Genomic DNA, 19,089 nt, shown 5'->3' on the forward strand with positions numbered 1-19,089 from the left:
CGTAGTGACGAATTGGAGAATCGTATTCTACGTGAGAAGTATTAATTGTAATACCACGTGCTTTTTCTTCTGGAGCTGAGTCGATTTGCGAGTAATCTTTCGCTTCGCCGCCGTAAGTTTTTGCACAGATCGTTGCGATTGCAGCAGTAAGAGTTGTTTTACCATGGTCAACGTGACCAATTGTGCCCACGTTTACGTGTGGCTTATTACGTTCAAACTTGGCTTTAGCCATGATGATCTTCCTCGTTTACGTCGAAACCAAGCTACAGGGGACTAAGCATTAAAAGCAACTCAGCACATCGACATATGGTCTTAAAAAAAACAGACACCCAATACTTTAAAAGCAGACTAATAAGCCTGCTTCTTTAAAAATTTGTAGATATTTCTACTAAACTGTAATCTGGAGCTCTTATCGAGACTTGAACTCGAGACCTCTCCCTTACCAAGGGAGTGCTCTACCACTGAGCTATAAGAGCGATAATCTTCGATGGAGCGGGAGACGAGGGTCGAACTCGCGACATGCAGCTTGGAAGGCTGCCGCTCTACCAACTGAGCTACTCCCGCGTGTTGGTATGTATACCACTTCATTCGAAGTTTAAATATGGTGGTGAGAGAAGGATTCGAACCTTCGAAGCTTTCGCGACAGAGTTACAGTCTGTTCCCTTTGACCGCTCGGGAATCTCACCAGATCACACTTATTTCAGTGCTATTCTTTACTTGACTATACTTAACACTTTTAAGTGGTGCCGGCACACGGATTCGAACTGTGGACCTACTGATTACAAGTCAGTTGCTCTACCAACTGAGCTATGCCGGCGTTTCTTAGTGTTTCGTACGTTTCGTATCGGAACGGTGTGCAGTTTAGCAAAACTCAGAAATGATGCAAGCAGTTTTTTAAAAAAAACTGCGAAAAACTCATAAAATCAATCCATTTGATGATAATTCAACCGCTTTGATCACGGCGCGAGCTTTTATTTGGGTTTCATTCCATTCAGATTCAGGATTTGAGTCTGCAACCAGCCCTGCCCCAGCCTGTACATAGACTTTATTATCACGAATAACACAGGTACGAATGGCAATCGACATGTCCATTTCACCATGCCAGCCCAAATATCCGACTGCACCACCAAAAATACCGCGTTTTACTGGCTCAACTTCGTCAATAATTTCCATTGCGCGGATTTTAGGTGCACCAGATAGCGTTCCCGCAGGGAATGTGGCTTTAAAAACATCGAGTGCATCAACATCATCTCTTACTTCACCTTGTACATTAGATACAATGTGCATCACGTGAGAGTAACGTTCGATCACCATGCGATCAGTCACTTGTACTTTGCCAATTTTAGAAACACGCCCCACATCATTACGCCCCAAATCAATCAGCATGAGATGTTCAGCAATTTCTTTTTCATCAGAGAGCAAGTCTTTTTCTAGTGCCAGATCTTCTTCTTTAGTTTTTCCACGTGGTCGTGTGCCTGCAAGTGGACGCACAGTGGCAATCCCATTTTCCAAACGAGAAAGAATTTCAGGTGATGAACCAACTATATGAAATGGTTTTTGATCGGTTAAGGTATGACCTTGCACCAAAAATAGATAAGGTGATGGATTAAGATGACGTAATGCGCGATACACCTGTAAAGGTTCGCCATCAAAATCTGACACCATGCGATGCCCTGGCACTACCTGCATCACATCGCCTGCACGAATGTAGTCTTTGACTTTCTCAATCGTTTGTAAAAATTTCTCTTTACCTGTGAGAGATTCAAAATGTGGTGCTGTATGTGGTTTGGCTTCTAGGCTAATCGGAGTATTGAGCTGTTTTTCAATCTCATCGAGTTGCTGCTGTGCTTTTTGGTAGGCATCGGCATCTTGTGTATCTGCATGCACAATAATAAATAAGGTATCTTTCAAGTTATCAAAAACAATGACGGTTTTTGATAACATCATCCAGATATCGGGCAAGCCAACAGGGTCTTGATTTGGAATATGGTTCAGACGCGGCTCAATATAACGTACAGCATCATAGCCAAAATAACCAACTAGACCGCCTGTAAAACTCGGCAACTCAGGTATTTGTTGTTGTGTTGGAACTTTAAACTGCGCCTGAAAGTCGCGGATATATTGAAATGGGTCACTGCATGACTGCTGGGTAATTTGCCCATCGGGTTGTTGAACTGTGAGCTGACCTTCATTACAAGAAAAGATGGTTGACTCACCCAAACCAATAATTGAGTAGCGCGCCCAGTTTTCTCCACCCTCTACCGACTCAAACAAATAGGCTTGCGCATGTTGTTTCAGGCGGGCAAACACCGATAACGGTGTATCGGTATCTGCTAGGCGGCGACGGTAGACGGGAATGGTATTAAAACCTTGTTGTTGGAGTTGTTGAAATAGTTCAGGAGTCATCATTTGTGGAATGCCTTTTATTTTAAAAATAGGGTTGATCAGTCAAAACTCGGTTAAGCGCGGTTATGAGCGACGCCATCGAAAAAATGTGATCATATTCATTCCAAAATTCCTGTACTTATTAAACAAACATTAAACCATTAAGGTTTCGAGAGTATCAATCACTTGCTGCGGTTGGCAAGCAGAAATATCCTCACCATGATTATAGCCATAACTCATCACTACACAGTCAACACCTGCACGGCGTGCAGCCTCAACATCATTGCTTGAGTCACCAATCATGAGTGTCTTTTCAGGTTGTACCTGAAAGAAATTCATAGCATGTAATATTGGCATTGGGTCTGGTTTACGCTTAGGCAAACTATCTCCACCAACAACTAAACTGAAGAAGTTCCCGACTTCAAGTTTATTGAGTAGGGTTTTTGCCAGATGCTCAGGTTTATTGGTCACACAAGCCATATTTAACTGCTGCGACTGGCAGTACTGTAAAAAGGGCAAGACACCTTCAAACAACTGGCTTTCTACACACAGTTCAAGCTCGTAAACTGCTAAATATTTTTCCAATAGCTGCTGATGCTGCTCAGGGTCAATTTTTCCCTGTAAATGCATCAATACCCGATCACAGAGCTTGGATGTTCCTTGCCCCACCCATTCACGAATTTGTGTTTCAGTCACCAGCGGATAACCGAGCTGTTGCAAGGTCAGATTCATAGCGCGAAACATATCGGCTGCGGTATCAATTAAGGTGCCATCTAAATCAAATAAAATAACATCTCGCTGCTGTAATCGACTGACCGATGACATATATTTCTCCTGCTAAGTATGAGGTTGAGTTGCAACCCCATCACTTCGTCTTATTTAAAGAATACAAATGCCAAAACAGCCAAAATAATGATGACAATAATGGTCATCAATCCAACTGATACATTTTTCTGTTGTTCAACTTCTTGCTCAACACGAGATACAGGTTGCTCAACAGGTACTGGTGTAGGTTCAGCCTTAGCATGAGGGTCTACACCTTCTGGAATAGGAGCAGGTTTTGGTACAGCGACATGCTGCGGCATACCTTCATGGTTGACCGCTGTTTCCGCTGAGCGCTCTGTTAGGCTTGGCATACCCTGCTCATTCATTTTTTGAGCATGATTATCTGCTGCTGTTTGGCCAGCTGTTTTAGATAATTCAAGGTTTTCATCAAGCACCAAATCCGCGTTTTCAGCCAGCAATGCAAATTTTAAATTAGCAAACTGAACGATATCACCTTGCGTCAACAGTGTCTCTTGAGCAATGCGCGCATCATTCACAAAGGTGCCATTGGATGAGTTTAAATCGGTTAACCACAATTGCTCATCCCGAACGCTGAATGCTGCATGGCGGCGGGAAATCGCCGAAGATTGCAAAACAAGGTCACAGTCTTGATGACGTCCAACCAGCATATCTTGTTTTACTTCGACTTCCTGACCCTGTAATTCATCAGAAATCGCCTGTAATATCCAACTCATATTGATTTCCCGTTTTTTCGTTTCACATAGAATAACATGTTTAGCCGATCATGCTGCCCCTGTCAGCCTAATGATTCAATTCACTTTATCGCTAAACACGACTGTTTTGTGCGCATCAATAAAATTGCTTATTCAACAACATCATGCCCAAAAGAGTAAGCTTACCTGTAAAATTATCATACGGTTAATTTTAGGGACGACAACAAAATAAAGCTCAAATTCATCGTAGGCACTTGGGTCTAAGGTCTAAATGATCAGGTAAACAAGAATGAAATTAAACTTAATCTAGATACGGCGATCTAAATTACATTCTTACTTTGAATCATATGAGAGATGCTGAAACTTTTAAAAGCTCGCGAAATAAACTACACCCCGAAAGCTAGATACCTAGCTCCAACTTGCAGGGTGTTTTTCTATCAGTAAAAATCACGTTCGATATTAACGTTTATGCTCAGATTGATGCTTTAAACTCGCACCCGTTAAACAATTTTCATCTTCCAGAACATGTTCTGCAACCGCTTGAACTTCAATTTCAATTTTATATTCCGAGTCAATCAGTTTCACACCTAAAGCAGCACGAGCAGGTGGACAGCCTTCTGGCACCCAATCCTCCCAGACTGCATTCATTTGTGCATAATCACCCACAGAAGCTAAATAAATTCGAGCGCAAACAATATCTTTTTTGCTGGCACCAGCATGTTCAAGCAAGCGATCTATAAATTTCAAAACTTCCTTGGTCTGACCTTCAACATCTAAAATTGTATTTTCAGCCACCTGCCCTGAAATATAGATAAAATTTGCTGAACCCACATGGGCAATGGTCATTTCACTAAATCGTGGACCTATTTCATGCCGTGTAATTGTCACCATTTGAATTCTCCTTATTCTTTATTTCACAATATCTAATTACATGGCACAGATCTTGTCATTTTGTTGTGTCTTGATTTTGCTGAGTTGACCACCATCCCCCACCTAAGGCTTGGAATAATGCAGCCGTATCCTGTAAGCGATTGCCTTGAGCTTGCGCCAATGCTAATTGCATTTGTAGATCATTTTGTTCAAGTGGCAGTAAAGCTATACGACTAATATCACCTAAACGGTATTGTTTGCGTGCCAAATTTAAACTTTTTGAACTTGCCTGTGTAGCCTGTAAGGCTGTGTGATAGGCATTTTGATCTGACTGGATTGATTGCATCACATCGCCAACATTTTGAAATGCAGTAATAATCGTAGCCTTATATTGCGCTACTGCACCATCATAAGCAGCACGTGCCGATTTTTCTTTATGTTTTAACGCACCACCATCAAAAATAGGCTCTGCGACATTCGCCCCGATCATCCAGAAATTCGATGCAGATGAAAATAAATTTGCAAGCCGATCAGCAGATGATCCTAAATCTGCATTTAAGGTAATATCTGGCAACCGATTCGCAACGGCAACCCCGATATTAGCACTCGCAGAGTGTAACATGGCTTCAGATAACCGAATGTCAGGACGGCGTTGCAATAAGCTTGAAGGTAATACTGCTGGCAGTTCATATGGTAGCTTAAAGTGATTTAAATTAAACTCGGCATCCAAACGATCACTTGGGTATTCGCCTGCTAAAGCCTTGATTAAATCACGTTGAATTGCCAGTTGTTTTTGCAAAGGCGGTAATGTTGCTTCAACTGCCAATTGCGCCGACTCTTGTGTCATCACATCTGCATCTGACACTTGTCCAAGCGCTCTCGCTTTATGCACAATCGACGTTAATTCACGTTGTTTTTGAATTACATTTTGCGTAATTCGAATTTGATCTCGAATGATGGCTTCTTGAATCGCAGCATTCACGACATTACTAATCAAAGTAAGATACGTCACTTCTACGTTGTAACGACTCGCCTCTGCTTCAGCTTTTAGCATTTCGATCTGACGTTTATTTGCCCCCCATACATCTAAACTATAGGACGCATTTAATTGTGCTGTATGCAAGTTATAAACATGGCTATTTGAAGCCAAGGGGCTAGCCAATGACGTCGCAACGCTTTGTCGAGTTGGGTTAAAAGTTGCAGATACCGAAGGAAAAAATGCCGCCTGCTGGATTCTCACATTTTCCAAAGCCTGATTTAAATTCGCCTGGGCAATCGCCACAGAAGGATTATTTTTCAGGCACTTTTCGATCAGCAAATTCAGTTCTTGTGAATGAAAGGCTTGCCACCACGCTGTAGGAATATCTTGTAAAACGTATTTCTGTGCTGTTGAAGAGGCCTGAGATAATGCCAAATTGGGTTGCTCAATGAGTGCCTTAGGCAAATGAACATCGGGACGTTGATAATTGGGGCCAACCGTACAACCTGAGAGGATTGCCAGCAAACCTACCCCGCTCCAGAACGTGCCTTTTCTTAAAGCATTTACAGGCAAAGCATATGGTCTAAAGTTTTTCATTAACGATGACTCCGACGTCCAGGCATATTCCATTTTTTATTTTCAGCAAATTTTTCAATCACATAATAAAAAACTGGAACAATAAATAAGGTCAATAAAGTCGATACAATGAGACCACCCACCACAACTGTAGCCAAATTACGCTGTACATCTGTTCCGACTCCTGTTGCCAATGCTGCGGGCAACATTCCAATGGAAGCCACCGTAGCCGTCATTAAAACAGGGCGTAAACGTTCACTTGCTGCGGTAATGATACTTTGATCGAGATCAAGCCCATCTCCACGCACACGCCTGAAATTGGCCACCATAATAATCCCGTTCTGGACAGAGACACCGAACAGCGCAATAAAGCCGACTGCGCTCGCGACATTTAAGGTATTTCCCGTCACATTCAACGCAATAAGCCCGCCTAAAGTCGCCAGTGGCACAACACCTAAAATGAGTAATACTTGACGGAAGCGTCCAAATTGGAAAAATAGCAAAGCGCCCATCATCCCGATCACTAAAATCATAATAAACGCCAGACGTTTTTCGGCACGATCTTGGCTTTGGAACTGCCCCGCCCACTCCATATGATATTTATTTGGATCGAGTTTGACTTGAGTATTGATTTTTTGCTGCGCCTCAGCCAAATAAGAGGTTAAATCGCGACCACGGTTATCAATACGAACAGTAATTTGTCGTTCGCCCTGCTCATGTGAAATCGTACTTTCGCCCGTTTTGAGTGAAATATCGGCCACTTGAGCCAACGGGATTTTTGCACCACTCGCGCTGTTTAATTGCAAAGCACCGAGTTCGGCAGGGCTATTCTTCGCATTTTTAGGGAAACTGACTGTAACGTTATATTGGCGGGCATCAACGTACACGGGAATAATCGGCGTGCTTCCGACACCTGTTTGGATCAGCGCAGAAATATCCGCAATACTAATACCGTATCTTGCCGCTGCTTCACGATTCACCTTGATCATGACTTGTGGAATGGGTGGTTCCTGAAATAATGAAGCTGAAGCTGTTCCACGGATTCCTTTTAAAATATCGACCACTTGATCACCAATACGGCGACCCTCTTTTAAATCTGGCCCATAAATACGTAAAACCAAAGGACTATGCGCACCACCTACCGCATCATTTACCCCATCAATAATCGGCTGACTAATCCCGATATCATAACCAGGCATCTGGCTAAATTCTTGACCTAATTTTTTAATAAACTGAGCTTTGGTTTCGCCATTTGGCCACTCACTATAGGGTTTTAACCCGACTGGCATTTCGATATGCGATGGTGTCCACGGATCTGTGCCTTCATCACTACGCCCAACCTGACTCACCGCATAAGACACTTCAGGATGCTTGAGTAAAACACGACGTAAATTTGTTGCCATTTCACTAGATTTATCTAATGAAATACCTGTTGGAAGTTGTACCTGTAACCACAATGCACCTTCATCTAACTCAGGCAAGAATTCACGCCCTGTACGCGCGCCAAGCAAGACCACAGCCACTAAAGACAAAATCGTAATGCTATAAACAATCACTGGGCGGAATAATAAAGTGGTTAAAACTTTTCGATATTTTTCAGTGAGCCAGATTAAGGGTTTATTTTCAAAAATCTTTCTGGGCTTTTTCAAAGCAACGTAAGCCAATCCCGGAATCAGTGCGATCGCACACACTAAAGCACCGAGTAATGCGTAACTCACTGTAATCGCCATAGGTGTAAATAACTTACCTTCAGCGCGTTCAAAGGCAAATAACGGTAAATAGGCAGTAATAATAATCAATGTTGCAAAGAAAATCGGACGACCGACATAGCTTAAAGTTTCTAAGATATCTTGCTCGCCCAAAACCACATCTGGCTCTTCTTCTCGACGTCTTAAAATCGCCTCCATGACTACAATTGCCCCATCGACAATAATCCCGAAGTCGATTGCCCCAAGCGAAAATAAATTGGCGGGCATGTTTGTAAAATTCATGAGAATAAATACAGTCACCAACGCCGCAGGAATAGCAACCGCCGCAATAATGGCACTGCGTGGACTTCCTAAAAATAAGATCAAAACAATTAGAACAAGCCCCACACCTTCCATCACGGTATGTGTCACTTTATCTACAGTAAGTTTGACCAAGCTATCTCGGTCAATATAAGGCACAATTTTGACGCCTTGCGGAGCAAGTTGCTTATTCAGTTGATCAACTTTGGCATGTACACCATCTAAAACGGTTGAAGGGTTTTGATATTTTGTCATCAAAACAATCCCTTCAAGCGTATCTGGGTTATAGTCTTTACCCATGATTCCTTCACGCTCTTGGTGACCAATAATCAGCTTACCTAAATCTTTTAAATAAATAGGCATGCCATTTTTTTGAGTCACAACAACTGAAGATAAATCATCAAGGGAATGAACTTGACCAATGCCGCGCACAACGTAGCTTTGTTCACCCCGTGTAATACGACCACCCCCAGCATCTGAACTACTGGAATTAATTGCGGTGGTCACATCATTAAGAACCACGCCATATTGCTGCATTTTTGCAGGGTCTAATTCGATACGGAATTCTTTGGTTAAACCACCAAAGTTATTGACATCTGCAACCCCTGCAACCTGCTTAAATGCAGGCATAACAACCCAGCGCTGGATCTCTGAAAGTTGCATTAAATTTTTATTTTCAGCTTCAAGGGTATAACGATAAATTTCGCCACCCGAACCACTTAAAGGACCTAAACTGGGTTGAGTACCACCAGGTAACGTCACACTACTTAAACGCTCCATCACCCTTTGACGAGCAAAATAATCATCTTTGCTGTCAAACACCAGTGTAATCAGAGAAAGTGCAAAAGTACTACTGGAACGAATCGTTGTGACGCCTGGCGTGCTATATAAACTGCGTTCTAGTGGCGTTGTAATTTGCTGTTCAACATCTTCAGCAGACAACCCAGGAACTTGTGTAGTGACCTGCACGGTGACATCATCAAGTTCTGGATATGCTTCTACTTTCATCACTTTCCATGAGTACATGCCATAAATTGCGAGAATAATGGCAATCGCCCAAACCAAGTGACGGCGGCGAAAAAATAAGGCAATCAGACGATTAATCATTTAAGAGCACCCCACCACTAACAATCACGCGATCTGATGGATTTAAGCCTGAAATAATCTGTACATCAGTGTCATTTTCACTGCCCAATTCCACAATTTTCCGCACATAGGTATGTGGTTTTATTTCTACAAAAACGGTGATTTGCTCATTATTCATCAGCAACGCAGACTGCGGTACAGTAATTTTCTGCTGACTGTTATTTTTAATTTGCACCGTTGCAAACATATTTGGCTTCAATTTCATATTGGTGTTATCAAATAAAATACGAGCCTTGGCGCGGCGGGTGTCGCTATCTAAAACACTGCTTACATTACCAATACGCCCATGAAACACTTGGTTTGGATATGCAGGGAAAGTCACATCAACCTCTAACCCTGTATGCACCTGATTCAGCTGTGCCTCTGGAATATTTGCAGTTACCCAGACCTGATCAAAATTTGCAATGGTCAAAATCGCATTGGTATTGTCATTGATAAATGAGCCAAGACCGACATTCAAAGCGGTGACATCACCATTGATTGGAGAAACAATTGGTAAAAAGGCTTCTGAACCTGAAAGTTTTGCACCATGTCCTGCCAGTGTTTTTAAGCGTTGTGTTGCACGTTCATATTCGTCTTTAGCTTGGATTTGTGTACTTTGAGCAGCTTCTAAATCTTTATTTGCATTCGCACCAATCGCATTAACTTCACGTGCACGTTTTAAATTGGCATTCGCTAAACTCAAACTATCTTTGGCTTTGCTTACATCTGAATATGCTTGGGCTAAATCCCCAGAGCTCAGAATTGCAAGCACTTGCCCTTTGCGAACGTGATCACCAATTTTCACATTGAGTTTGACAATACGACCTGTCAATGGAGGCTCAATATTGGCAGATGCCGCTGTATTTGCCTCAACCATACCTGGGAAACTTGTCATCTGGGCTGAACCACCTGAATTCACAGGCATAACTTTGAGATGACTTATTAAAGGTGAATGGTTCGGCACAATATACTCATCCCCTTGATGCTTAAACATTTCAGGGGGAGGGCTAGGATTTTTAGCTTCAGCAGATTCACTTTTATGAGGTGATACCATCCAAATGATGCCTATCAGCAAACATCCCCCGAGTGCGATAGCCAATTTTGAACCGACAAATAATTTTGAAGTGTTATGATTGTTTGAAGGCATAGTCTGGCTACCTTAAATCGTATTGGATTCGTGATTTTTAAAAAATCGGCCTGCTTAAAGCACGTACATCGTATAAGTGAAAAATTAAACAAAAATTAAAACAACAAATTAAATATTTGAAATATATTTAAAAATTAAATCAAATATTCTAGATTATAATTTTCTAAAATGACAAATTAATGATATAAAATTTTAATATTTCTGATAACTTACATCTAATTAAAAGTATAGATATTATACCAAGCAACTCATAATCACTGATTCAACAACACTATTCCCAAACACCTCGTATTTCCCACTAAAACCAACCGCATCGCTAATTTAACTGGGTATACCAGACTTCTTTTATTCATCTGTTTTCGTTCACCCTATGAGATAAATATAAAGAGAGCTGAACCAATGATGAAAGAAGTTCAATTCTTAAAAATTTATGTCACAAAACCCTGCAACAGTACAAATAAAAAAAAGCCGAATCTAAAATAAATTCGGCTTTTTTTATTTTCTTGATCTAGATTAGATTAAGAAGTCTTCCAAGCTTGCGCCTTTTTCCAACTCAGTCACTAACCAGCGAGGTTGTTTACCACGACCAGTCCAGGTTTCTTCCGGGTTGTTTTTATTACGGTAGCGTGGCTCAACAGTTTTACGCGTTGGGCTTTTACGTTTTTGAGCACCATATTCAAGTAGTTGCTCAATTGTTAAATCAAGACCTGAAGCAATTTCAATCACTTGATTATAAGCATCTTGAATTGCTTGTTCTTTTTTAGAAGCAATTAAAACTTCTGCTTCACGTTGTAAGCGTTTTAACTCTTCAACAGATAAAGTACTAATGTCTTGCACAGTTTTTCTCCAAATTCAGATTGGAATCTATTTAAAATAAACTTCCATGTGAAATATATTAATCTAATCACGATTATTAAGTATAGAGTAAAGCCAAAGAAATAACTTATTTTTACAACATCAATCGTCTTTTATTTTAAAACCATAAAACCTCTAGTTTCATATTTAAAACATCCTGATATTTGATTGCAAAATTATTCGGCTATAGATTTACTTTTAAAAAGTTTGTATTACTCTCAAACAGTAAATTAAGCTGTTGCACAAGAACCTCATTATCCTTTAACTGATTTTTAATTCTTAAATAACTCATTAATATATTATCTGGATATAATTCTAATAATTTTTCTGCTTCTGCAAAACATCCTGTTTCCTGATAAACAAACCATCTTGCAAAACTAAATACAGGAATATTTGGATATTTCGCTTCCCACATATTTAACTGTTGTTCAATTTTATCATATGCAGGTGTTTGTTTTAACAATTGTTTTTCAAACCATAAATAAAAAACCTCCTGATCAAACAATTCATTCAGCAATGTCTCTGCCAATACTTCATGTGCCAGACTCATCTCTGGTAAGCGCGCTAAAACCTTCAACCACAACACTTTATTTTCACGAGTTGTCTCATGCAGCTTCGTATCTTTAAACTCTTCATAACGCTGCTGTAAATGATTTAAATCTTCAGGACTCGCTTGATCAAAGGCAATTAAGATCTGCTGTAACCAGCGGGTTTTATCAATATCATTTAAGTGCCCAAACTGACTACTTTGTACATACAGCCACGGAAACTGTGCCGCAAACTGTCCCCAAAGCAATGCTAAACGCTGCAGATACCCCTGCTGAATGTCTTTGAGCCAAGGTGATAATTCATGCTGAGATAAAAACTCCAAATGGGTTAATGCATGATTTGGATTTTGTTCAGATAAATAAATTTCAATTCGCTGCAATTCGGCCAATTCAAAAGCCATGGCGGGGCTATGTTCAAGCATGTTTAATGCTGACTTTGCATCCCCCTGTTTCCAGAGAAAAAACGCATGAATCACTTCATTTAATAAATTAGATTGTTTGAAAATCCCTTCGACCATCTGTCTTTTTTCTTGATTCGCATCTAATAACCACAATACCGCCATTTTTTCATAAGGATGCAAATGTTCAAAATTAAATACTTTCTGTTTTCTTTGTTCGAGTCGGGAAAAATAGCGTTTAAATAACAACCATAATACTTGCCCAATCAGGCTCAGTATTGTCAAAAAAATTAATAATGCCCAAACATTACTTTGAATTTGCCAGTGTCGAAAATAAACATAAACATAACCTGCGCCATATCCATAACTCAAGATACTCACAAGCGCAATTAAAAGCAGCAGCACAAATGCATAAGAATATAAAATCTGTTTCATGCCCGACCTCTAATTCAATATTGCCAGTGCAGTGAGTTTTGGCATAGCCACAGCAGGCAACTGCTTCGCTTTTTCAAGTAATAAACTTAAAGCATGACGATTAAATGTCGGTGCTTGGCGCAATAACTGATTTACATCTAACAGTGTTTGTTGATATTCATCATATTGACCAGATTCAAGCAATTGTTTTGCGAGCACCAAACGTATTTGCATTTCTTTTAATACCAGCCGTTGATTCATTAATTCAGTTTGTGGCTGGTCTGTTGATTCAACTTTAAACCAGCGACTCCAAAAATGCTTTTGCTGTACAGGCTGATATTGTTGGGTTTGACTCAATAATAATTGATTTAATTGCTGATCGATTTGACGGAATACTAAATGTAGCTGATCCAGCTGATTTTGATGGTTATCATGATATTGCTGAATATTTTGTAAATCTTGATTTATCGCCTGATATAAACTTTGCTGCAAAGCAGGCGCTAAATCATAAGCTGCAATCTCCTGATTGAGCTTTTGCAATTGTTCAAATGCATAAACATCCTGTTGCTGCTGTAAAGCAAACTGTACCAGTTGCAACTGCTGTTTTACCAAAATAATCGGATTAAGCGCATGTACAGCAGCACTTTCACTACTGGCAACATCTGAAGCAGTAGCCCCTGAGGTATTGGGTGCAAGTTGACGCTGTAATGCCACTAACTGGTCATTGGCATTGGCATTGGCTTGTTCGCTATGCAAAATCCGCGTTTGTAGCTCTTGTAATTGCTTTGAGTTTTGCACCAGATCGTAATTGAGTTTTACCATCCAAGCGACAATCAATAGACTTAAAGCCACAAATAACTTTCTCATGCTGTGCCTTTTTGTTTTAACAGAAAGTTGCGTATGCTCTCTGGGTCTAAACTTTCAAGCTGCTGTACAGCTGGAATTTGCTGCTGAAGCAACAATTGCGTTAAGCGTTGCCCTAAAGTGAGATACTGACATTTAGATAAAATTTCGGGGTTATTTTGACATAGTTTGACCCAGTTCAACCAACTGGCTTCACTACTTATACAAACAAAGACAGGCTCTGTCATGGTTAGCAAGCGCAGGGATAATTGCTGAAACTGTGTCGCGGCCTGTGCTGGGCACTGGCGCTGATAAAGCACAAAATTCAAAATATTGACGCCGTGCTGCTGTAAGGCATCCATCATGAACTGTCGCCCACCCTGCCCTCGCCAAAATGCCACATGCTGAAGATGCAAACGCTGCAATACAGGAAGTTGCAACATACCTTCAGAATTTTCAACATCTGGAACAAGGGCAGTAATACCATAGTGCTGCAAATTGCGCGCCGTTGCCTGCCCCACAGCAATCCACTGCACCTGATTGAGAGCCGAGAGTTCAATTTGGCTTGCCTGCAAATACTGCATACCCACTTCAACCGCCATTGGGCTAACCACCACAATCACCTGAGCGTGCAGCAATTGCTGATAGAATGCAGCAAGTTCTGCAGAATAGGGCATTGCCTTTAATTCCAGTAAAGGCAGTTCCACCACGTCAATCTGATCGTGTTGTAAGGTTTGCGTCAGGGCTTGCGCACGCTCGATTGGGCGAGTATTCAGCAACAGCATTTTAGTGGTGCAGTGCCTTGAGTAATTCACCTGCGCCTTGAGCCAGCAATTGCTGTGCTAATTGCACACCCAGCTGCTCAGCTTGCTCCACAGTCCCTTCAAGTGTAGCTTTGAGCAGGACTGTACCATCCACACTGCCAACGCGGCCTTCAATATGCAGATGCTCACCTTCCAAGGTAGCAAAACCTGCAATTGGCACTTGGCATCCACCTTCCAGGTACGCATTAAATGCCCGTTCAGCACGTACACAATATTGAGTTTCAGCATGTGCCAAAGGTGCGATCAAATCTAGAACTACCTGATCCTGATCACGACATTCCAAGCCCAAAGCACCTTGTCCAACTGCAGGTAAGCTCATGTCTGAGGCAACATGATGACGAATACGTTGTTCCAAACCCAAACGCATTAAGCCAGCGCTGGCTAAAATAATTGCATCGTATTGACCTTCATCCAGTTTTCCAAGACGAGTGCCTACATTGCCACGCAAATCTTTAATCACTAAATCAGGACGCTGCTGCAAAATCTGGCACTTACGACGCAAACTAGATGTCCCCACGACTGCACCTTGTGGCAATTCATCAAAATGGGCGTAATGATTGGAAACAAAAGCATCAAACGGGTTTTCACGCTCGCAAATCACCGCCAGCGTTAAGCCTTCAGGCAGTTGCATTGGAACATCTTTCATAGAATGAACGGCTAGATCGGCACGACCATCGAGTAAGGCATTTTCTAGTTCTTTGACAAATAGACCTTTTCCACCAATTTTTGCTAAAGGTGTATCGAGGATTTTGTCCCCTTGAGTGACAAAAGTCACCAATTCTACGGTTAACTGAGGATGAAGCTGCTCAAGGCGACTTTTTATATGCTCGGCTTGCCAGAGTGCAAGAGGGCTTTGGCGAGTCGCAATTTTCAAAATATTCATAATGGATGAAGCCTGAGCATCGAGATGATGCACTAAACTTAACCTGATCTAATAAAAATGCAAGTCCCCAGCCCAAAAAACTGTTTAGAGTTGCTGGATAGACTCGCGAAGCTGAGGCAAATGCCGTCGACTGATCACCAAACGCTCGGTGATATCGCGTAACCGCACCTGATACTGTCCAGAACAAATACTTTCAATTCCATCTAAAAATTTGATGGATACCAAGGCATTGCGATGAATTCGAATAAACTGGTCAGCAAATTCCAGTTCCAGATCTTTTAACGTTTCATCAATCAAAACACTGCCCTTTTGATGGCGAATGGTGACATATTTCTGATCTGCCAAAAAATAATACACCTGTTCAATCGGAATAAGTTCGACCCCCCGATGGGACTTTGCGGTAATGTGCTGACGCTGTTTTTGGGATATTTGACTGGATGATTGTTGAAACTGGCTGACTTGCGCCTGATTAGGTTTACAAACCTGATCCAGCACTTCACGCAATTCATTTTTGGCAATCGGTTTGAGTAAATAAGCTTGCGCCTGTGACTGAAATGCCTGTAAAGCATGCTGATCATACGCTGTACAGAAAATGATGGCGGGCTTGATCTCAAGGTGTGCCAATTGACGGGCGCAACTTAATCCATCCATTTCAGGCATTTGAATATCGAGCAATACCACATCAGGTTCATACTCAAGAACCAAATCGTAGACTTGCCCACCATGTTCAGCAGTTGCCACTACCTGATGCCCCAAATCGCTGACTAAACGCACCAATCGCTCAACAGCTAACGGCTCATCATCACAAATTAAAATATCCATACGCGCTTTATATTCCCCGATCTGCTTTGTATGTCATCCGTTTGTTATTGATACGGATAGGTTAAGATTGTGGTAAAAATGCCCTGCCCTGCAAAACATTGAATATAGGCAGCATCGCCATAATAGGCACGTAGCCGTTGTTTAACATTTTCTAATGCAATGCCATTGCCTTGGCGTTGCCCTTGTTGTTCTTGTAAATATGGATTAGTAATCACAATATTGACTTGTCGGTCGAGAATCTCCACCAATAAACTGATCTTACACGGACTGCTTATTTTTTCAACACCATGAAAAATACTATTTTCAAGTAAAGGTTGCAAACTCAGGACTGGAATTTGAATATATTGCAGTGATTGAATGTCGGGTAAGCGCCAATCCATCTGCAACCGATCCCGCAGGCGAATCTGTTCAATCGCAATATATTGTCGGCAAATCTGTAGTTCTTCTGCCAAGCTCACCAGTTTGAGTTCCTGCAAACTCACCCGAAATAAACGTGACAGATTAATCAGCATCTCTTCTGCTTTATCGGGGTCAACTGCAATCAAGCTGACCACACTGTTTAAGCTATTAAACAAGAAATGCGGCTGAATCCGCGCCTGCATAGCCTGAATCCGTGCCTGCAATTCGCTGTGTTGCTGCTTGATCCACTGATCGCGGATGTACAAATAACGTAGAGAAAATGCCCCCATAAGTACGCCATAGCTGAGATGTAAGCCTGCATGATCAAATAACTGTTGCCAATCGCCAAGCTGTCGCCAGCCAAAATGCACCATTAACAGCAATGCATTTAAGAAAATCGTGGTCAGCAGCACTGTCCCCTGCAACAAAACAAATGCTAATGTGAATACAACAACATGATTTAAATGAGTGAGTTTCGGCTGTATTTTCTGAATCACCACAATAAAAACCAGAATCACCCAATAAATGTAGAGCAAATATTGCAGCACATGCCCCCAGTTCATGGCTTGCCACGTCCCTGCTTCTGCCAGCATTAACACCACCGCCAAAATACTGCTGGCTGCAAATAATTCGATTAAGTGTTGCCAACGCCCTATTTTCGTAAAAAAATAGGCTGACTGATTGTTCAGCGCATCGCTACTCTGGGCTGAATGATGATCTTGAGCATCGGCAAGTTGCTGAGCTTTTGTTATACTGCTTTTTATTTTACTGAGCCGCCATGACCACATCTTCTAATTCCTCTAATACTCCGCAAACCAATGAAACTTCAGGTATGTGGGGAGGTCGCTTTACCGAAGCTACTGATGCTTTTGTTGCTGAATTTACTGCATCTGTACAATTTGACCAACGTTTTTATCAACAAGATATCGCAGGTTCAATTGCACATGCCACCATGCTTGCCAAAGTCGGTGTTCTGACTGAAGCTGAACGTGATGACATTATTCAAGGATTAACTGAAATTCGTCAGGAAATTGAAGCAGGTACGTTCGAATGGCGTATTGACCTTGAAGATGTTCATATGAACATCGAATCACGTCTGACCAACCGCATCGGCATTACAGGTAAAAAACTGCATACAGGTCGTAGCCGTAATGACCAAGTTGCAACTGACATCCGTTTATATGTACGTGACGAGATTGATGACATTCTCAAACTACTCGAACGCTTACAAAAAGGAATTTTGGGTTTAGCTGCCAAAAATACTGCCACTATTATGCCAGGCTTCACCCATTTACAAACGGCACAGCCTGTGACTTTTGGTCATCATCTGATGGCATGGTTTGAAATGCTGGTGCGTGACAGCGAACGCCTGATCGACTGCCGTAAACGTGTCAACCGCATGCCACTTGGCTCTGCTGCACTTGCAGGAACAACCTACCCAATCGACCGCGCTTATACGGCTGAATTATTAGGCTTTGAAGCGGTTAGCGAAAACTCGCTAGATGCGGTTTCAGATCGTGACTTTGGTATTGAATTCAATGCCGCTGCGTCTTTAATTATGATGCATTTGTCACGTATGTCTGAAGAAATGATTTTGTGGACATCGGCACAGTTTAAGTTTGTCAATATTCCTGACCGCTTCTGCACAGGGTCATCAATCATGCCACAAAAGAAAAACCCAGACGTTCCTGAGTTGATTCGTGGTAAAACAGGTCGCGTGTATGGTGACCTCATGAGCCTGTTAACCCTCATGAAAGGTCAACCGTTGGCTTATAACAAAGACAACCAAGAAGACAAAGAGCCATTGTTTGATGCGATCGATACCGTTCGTGGTTCACTCATGGCATTTGCCGACATGATTCCTGCACTGGTTCCAAATATTGAAATTATGCGTGAAGCTGCACTACGTGGTTTCTCAACCGCAACTGACTTGGCAGATTATTTGGTGAAAAAAGGCGTGGCATTCCGTGACGCACATGAAATTGTGGGTAAAGCGGTTGCTCTTGGCGTACAGGAATCGAAAGATTTGTCTGAACTCACCCTTGAACAATTACAACAGTTCTCTGACCTGATCAGTGCAGATGTATTTGAAAAAGCATTAACCCTTGAGGCTTCTGTCAGCGCACGTAACCACATCGGTGGAACAGCGCCTGTACAAGTTGCCGCAGCGATTGAACGTGCGCATGCGCGTTTAGCTAAACTTTACGCTTAAGGATCAAGATATGACTCGACAAGTATTTTGCCGTAAATATCAAACTGAAATGGATGGCTTGGACTTTGCACCATTTCCTGGTGCCAAAGGACAAGAACTGTTTGAAACGGTCTCGAAACAGGCATGGCAAGAATGGTTAAAACACCAAACCACGCTGATCAATGAAAAACGCTTAAATGTGTTTGACGCAGAAGCGAAAAAGTTTCTGGAAGAACAGCGCGAAAAATTCTTGAGTAATGATGAAAGCGTAGAGAAAGCAGAAGGCTGGACTGCCGAGAAATAATGATTTTTTCTGCTG

At 41.7% G+C, this 19,089-nt stretch carries 17 protein-coding genes and 4 tRNA genes; 2 read left to right on the top strand and 19 right to left on the bottom strand.

Annotated elements, in window-relative coordinates:
* The 19 genes from E0H77_RS05005 to E0H77_RS05095 all read right to left on the bottom strand — a co-directional run.
* Positions 1 to 232 (bottom strand): GTP-binding protein (locus E0H77_RS05005; protein WP_228151811.1); only part of this gene is annotated, 232 nt, incomplete at its 3' end.
* A gap of 169 nt (positions 233 to 401) precedes the next feature.
* Positions 402 to 476, bottom strand: a tRNA-Thr gene (locus tag E0H77_RS05010).
* A 12-nt stretch (positions 477 to 488) separates the two neighbouring features.
* Positions 489 to 564: transfer RNA gene (locus E0H77_RS05015), tRNA-Gly, on the bottom strand.
* 38 nt (positions 565 to 602) lie between these two features.
* Positions 603 to 686: transfer RNA gene (locus tag E0H77_RS05020), tRNA-Tyr, on the bottom strand.
* Positions 687 to 741: 55 nt separating this feature from the next.
* Positions 742 to 817, bottom strand: a tRNA-Thr gene (locus tag E0H77_RS05025).
* A gap of 98 nt (positions 818 to 915) precedes the next feature.
* On the bottom strand, positions 916 to 2,409 hold the full coding sequence (trpE, locus tag E0H77_RS05030) for an anthranilate synthase component I (RefSeq protein WP_131375516.1): 1,494 nt from the start codon (positions 2,407 to 2,409) through the stop codon (positions 916 to 918).
* A gap of 129 nt (positions 2,410 to 2,538) precedes the next feature.
* Positions 2,539 to 3,210 carry a phosphoglycolate phosphatase gene (locus E0H77_RS05035; protein WP_131375518.1) on the bottom strand — a complete coding sequence of 224 codons (672 nt, stop codon included), beginning with the start codon at positions 3,208 to 3,210 and terminating at the stop codon, positions 2,539 to 2,541.
* A gap of 50 nt (positions 3,211 to 3,260) precedes the next feature.
* The gene (locus E0H77_RS05040) at positions 3,261 to 3,905 is read right to left on the bottom strand and encodes an FHA domain-containing protein (RefSeq protein WP_131375520.1); all 645 of its coding nucleotides are present in this window, start codon (positions 3,903 to 3,905) and stop codon (positions 3,261 to 3,263) included.
* A 438-nt stretch (positions 3,906 to 4,343) separates the two neighbouring features.
* Positions 4,344 to 4,775 carry a RidA family protein gene (locus E0H77_RS05045; RefSeq protein WP_131312344.1) on the bottom strand — a complete coding sequence of 144 codons (432 nt, stop codon included), beginning with the start codon at positions 4,773 to 4,775 and terminating at the stop codon, positions 4,344 to 4,346.
* Between the two features lie 55 nt (positions 4,776 to 4,830).
* Positions 4,831 to 6,330, bottom strand: a complete 1,500-nt coding sequence (locus E0H77_RS05050; protein WP_131375522.1) for an efflux transporter outer membrane subunit — start codon at positions 6,328 to 6,330, stop codon at positions 4,831 to 4,833.
* Complete coding sequence (locus tag E0H77_RS05055; RefSeq protein WP_131375524.1) at positions 6,330 to 9,425, bottom strand: efflux RND transporter permease subunit; 3,096 nt, start codon at positions 9,423 to 9,425, stop codon at positions 6,330 to 6,332. Before E0H77_RS05055 ends, E0H77_RS05050 begins: the two co-directional genes overlap by 1 nt.
* The gene (locus E0H77_RS05060) at positions 9,418 to 10,593 is read right to left on the bottom strand and encodes an efflux RND transporter periplasmic adaptor subunit (protein WP_131375526.1); all 1,176 of its coding nucleotides are present in this window, start codon (positions 10,591 to 10,593) and stop codon (positions 9,418 to 9,420) included. The genes E0H77_RS05055 and E0H77_RS05060 overlap by 8 nt, the downstream gene beginning before the upstream one ends.
* A 513-nt stretch (positions 10,594 to 11,106) precedes the next feature.
* Positions 11,107 to 11,430: an H-NS histone family protein gene (locus tag E0H77_RS05065; RefSeq protein ID WP_004902511.1), complete on the bottom strand. Its 324-nt coding sequence runs from the start codon at positions 11,428 to 11,430 to the stop codon at positions 11,107 to 11,109.
* Between the two features lie 202 nt (positions 11,431 to 11,632).
* Complete coding sequence (locus E0H77_RS05070) at positions 11,633 to 12,829, bottom strand: heme biosynthesis protein HemY (protein WP_131375528.1); 1,197 nt, start codon at positions 12,827 to 12,829, stop codon at positions 11,633 to 11,635.
* Between the two features lie 9 nt (positions 12,830 to 12,838).
* A complete protein-coding gene (locus E0H77_RS05075) occupies positions 12,839 to 13,675 on the bottom strand; it encodes a hypothetical protein (protein WP_131375530.1) in 837 nt (278 codons plus the stop codon).
* Complete coding sequence (locus E0H77_RS05080; RefSeq protein ID WP_131375532.1) at positions 13,672 to 14,436, bottom strand: uroporphyrinogen-III synthase; 765 nt, start codon at positions 14,434 to 14,436, stop codon at positions 13,672 to 13,674. The genes E0H77_RS05075 and E0H77_RS05080 overlap by 4 nt, the downstream gene beginning before the upstream one ends.
* A gap of 1 nt (position 14,437) precedes the next feature.
* A complete protein-coding gene (gene hemC / locus E0H77_RS05085) occupies positions 14,438 to 15,358 on the bottom strand; it encodes a hydroxymethylbilane synthase (RefSeq protein WP_131375534.1) in 921 nt (306 codons plus the stop codon).
* 84 nt (positions 15,359 to 15,442) lie between these two features.
* A complete protein-coding gene (locus E0H77_RS05090; protein ID WP_131375536.1) occupies positions 15,443 to 16,180 on the bottom strand; it encodes a LytR/AlgR family response regulator transcription factor in 738 nt (245 codons plus the stop codon).
* Between the two features lie 44 nt (positions 16,181 to 16,224).
* On the bottom strand, positions 16,225 to 17,367 hold the full coding sequence (locus E0H77_RS05095) for a sensor histidine kinase (RefSeq protein ID WP_131375538.1): 1,143 nt from the start codon (positions 17,365 to 17,367) through the stop codon (positions 16,225 to 16,227).
* Here E0H77_RS05095 and argH point away from each other — a divergent pair.
* The gene (gene argH, locus E0H77_RS05100) at positions 17,358 to 18,791 is read left to right on the top strand and encodes an argininosuccinate lyase (RefSeq protein ID WP_131375540.1); all 1,434 of its coding nucleotides are present in this window, start codon (positions 17,358 to 17,360) and stop codon (positions 18,789 to 18,791) included. The two genes, E0H77_RS05095 and argH, sit on opposite strands and share 10 nt — an antisense overlap.
* A 10-nt stretch (positions 18,792 to 18,801) precedes the next feature.
* On the top strand, positions 18,802 to 19,074 hold the full coding sequence (locus E0H77_RS05105; protein WP_131375542.1) for an oxidative damage protection protein: 273 nt from the start codon (positions 18,802 to 18,804) through the stop codon (positions 19,072 to 19,074).
* The last annotated feature ends 15 nt before the right edge of the window (positions 19,075 to 19,089 follow it).

Source organism: Acinetobacter brisouioides, assembly GCF_004331075.1.
Taxonomy (GTDB): Bacteria; Pseudomonadota; Gammaproteobacteria; order Pseudomonadales; family Moraxellaceae; genus Acinetobacter.

Bases quoted from the DNA above. Each gene is read 5' to 3' on its own strand.
- trpE (WP_131375516.1), bottom strand. From the start codon at position 2,409: ATGATGACTCCTGAACTATTTCAACAACTCCAACAACAAGGTTTTAAT.
- E0H77_RS05035 (WP_131375518.1), bottom strand. From the start codon at position 3,210: ATGTCATCGGTCAGTCGATTACAGCAGCGAGATGTTATTTTATTTGAT.
- E0H77_RS05040 (WP_131375520.1), bottom strand. From the start codon at position 3,905: ATGAGTTGGATATTACAGGCGATTTCTGATGAATTACAGGGTCAGGAA.
- E0H77_RS05045 (WP_131312344.1), bottom strand. From the start codon at position 4,775: ATGGTGACAATTACACGGCATGAAATAGGTCCACGATTTAGTGAAATG.
- E0H77_RS05050 (WP_131375522.1), bottom strand. From the start codon at position 6,330: ATGAAAAACTTTAGACCATATGCTTTGCCTGTAAATGCTTTAAGAAAA.
- E0H77_RS05055 (WP_131375524.1), bottom strand. From the start codon at position 9,425: ATGATTAATCGTCTGATTGCCTTATTTTTTCGCCGCCGTCACTTGGTT.
- E0H77_RS05060 (WP_131375526.1), bottom strand. From the start codon at position 10,593: ATGCCTTCAAACAATCATAACACTTCAAAATTATTTGTCGGTTCAAAA.
- E0H77_RS05070 (WP_131375528.1), bottom strand. From the start codon at position 12,829: ATGAAACAGATTTTATATTCTTATGCATTTGTGCTGCTGCTTTTAATT.
- E0H77_RS05075 (WP_131375530.1), bottom strand. From the start codon at position 13,675: ATGAGAAAGTTATTTGTGGCTTTAAGTCTATTGATTGTCGCTTGGATG.
- E0H77_RS05080 (WP_131375532.1), bottom strand. From the start codon at position 14,436: ATGCTGTTGCTGAATACTCGCCCAATCGAGCGTGCGCAAGCCCTGACG.
- hemC (WP_131375534.1), bottom strand. From the start codon at position 15,358: ATGAATATTTTGAAAATTGCGACTCGCCAAAGCCCTCTTGCACTCTGG.
- E0H77_RS05090 (WP_131375536.1), bottom strand. From the start codon at position 16,180: ATGGATATTTTAATTTGTGATGATGAGCCGTTAGCTGTTGAGCGATTG.
- argH (WP_131375540.1), top strand. From the start codon at position 17,358: ATGACCACATCTTCTAATTCCTCTAATACTCCGCAAACCAATGAAACT.
- E0H77_RS05095 (WP_131375538.1), bottom strand. From the start codon at position 17,367: ATGTGGTCATGGCGGCTCAGTAAAATAAAAAGCAGTATAACAAAAGCT.
- E0H77_RS05105 (WP_131375542.1), top strand. From the start codon at position 18,802: ATGACTCGACAAGTATTTTGCCGTAAATATCAAACTGAAATGGATGGC.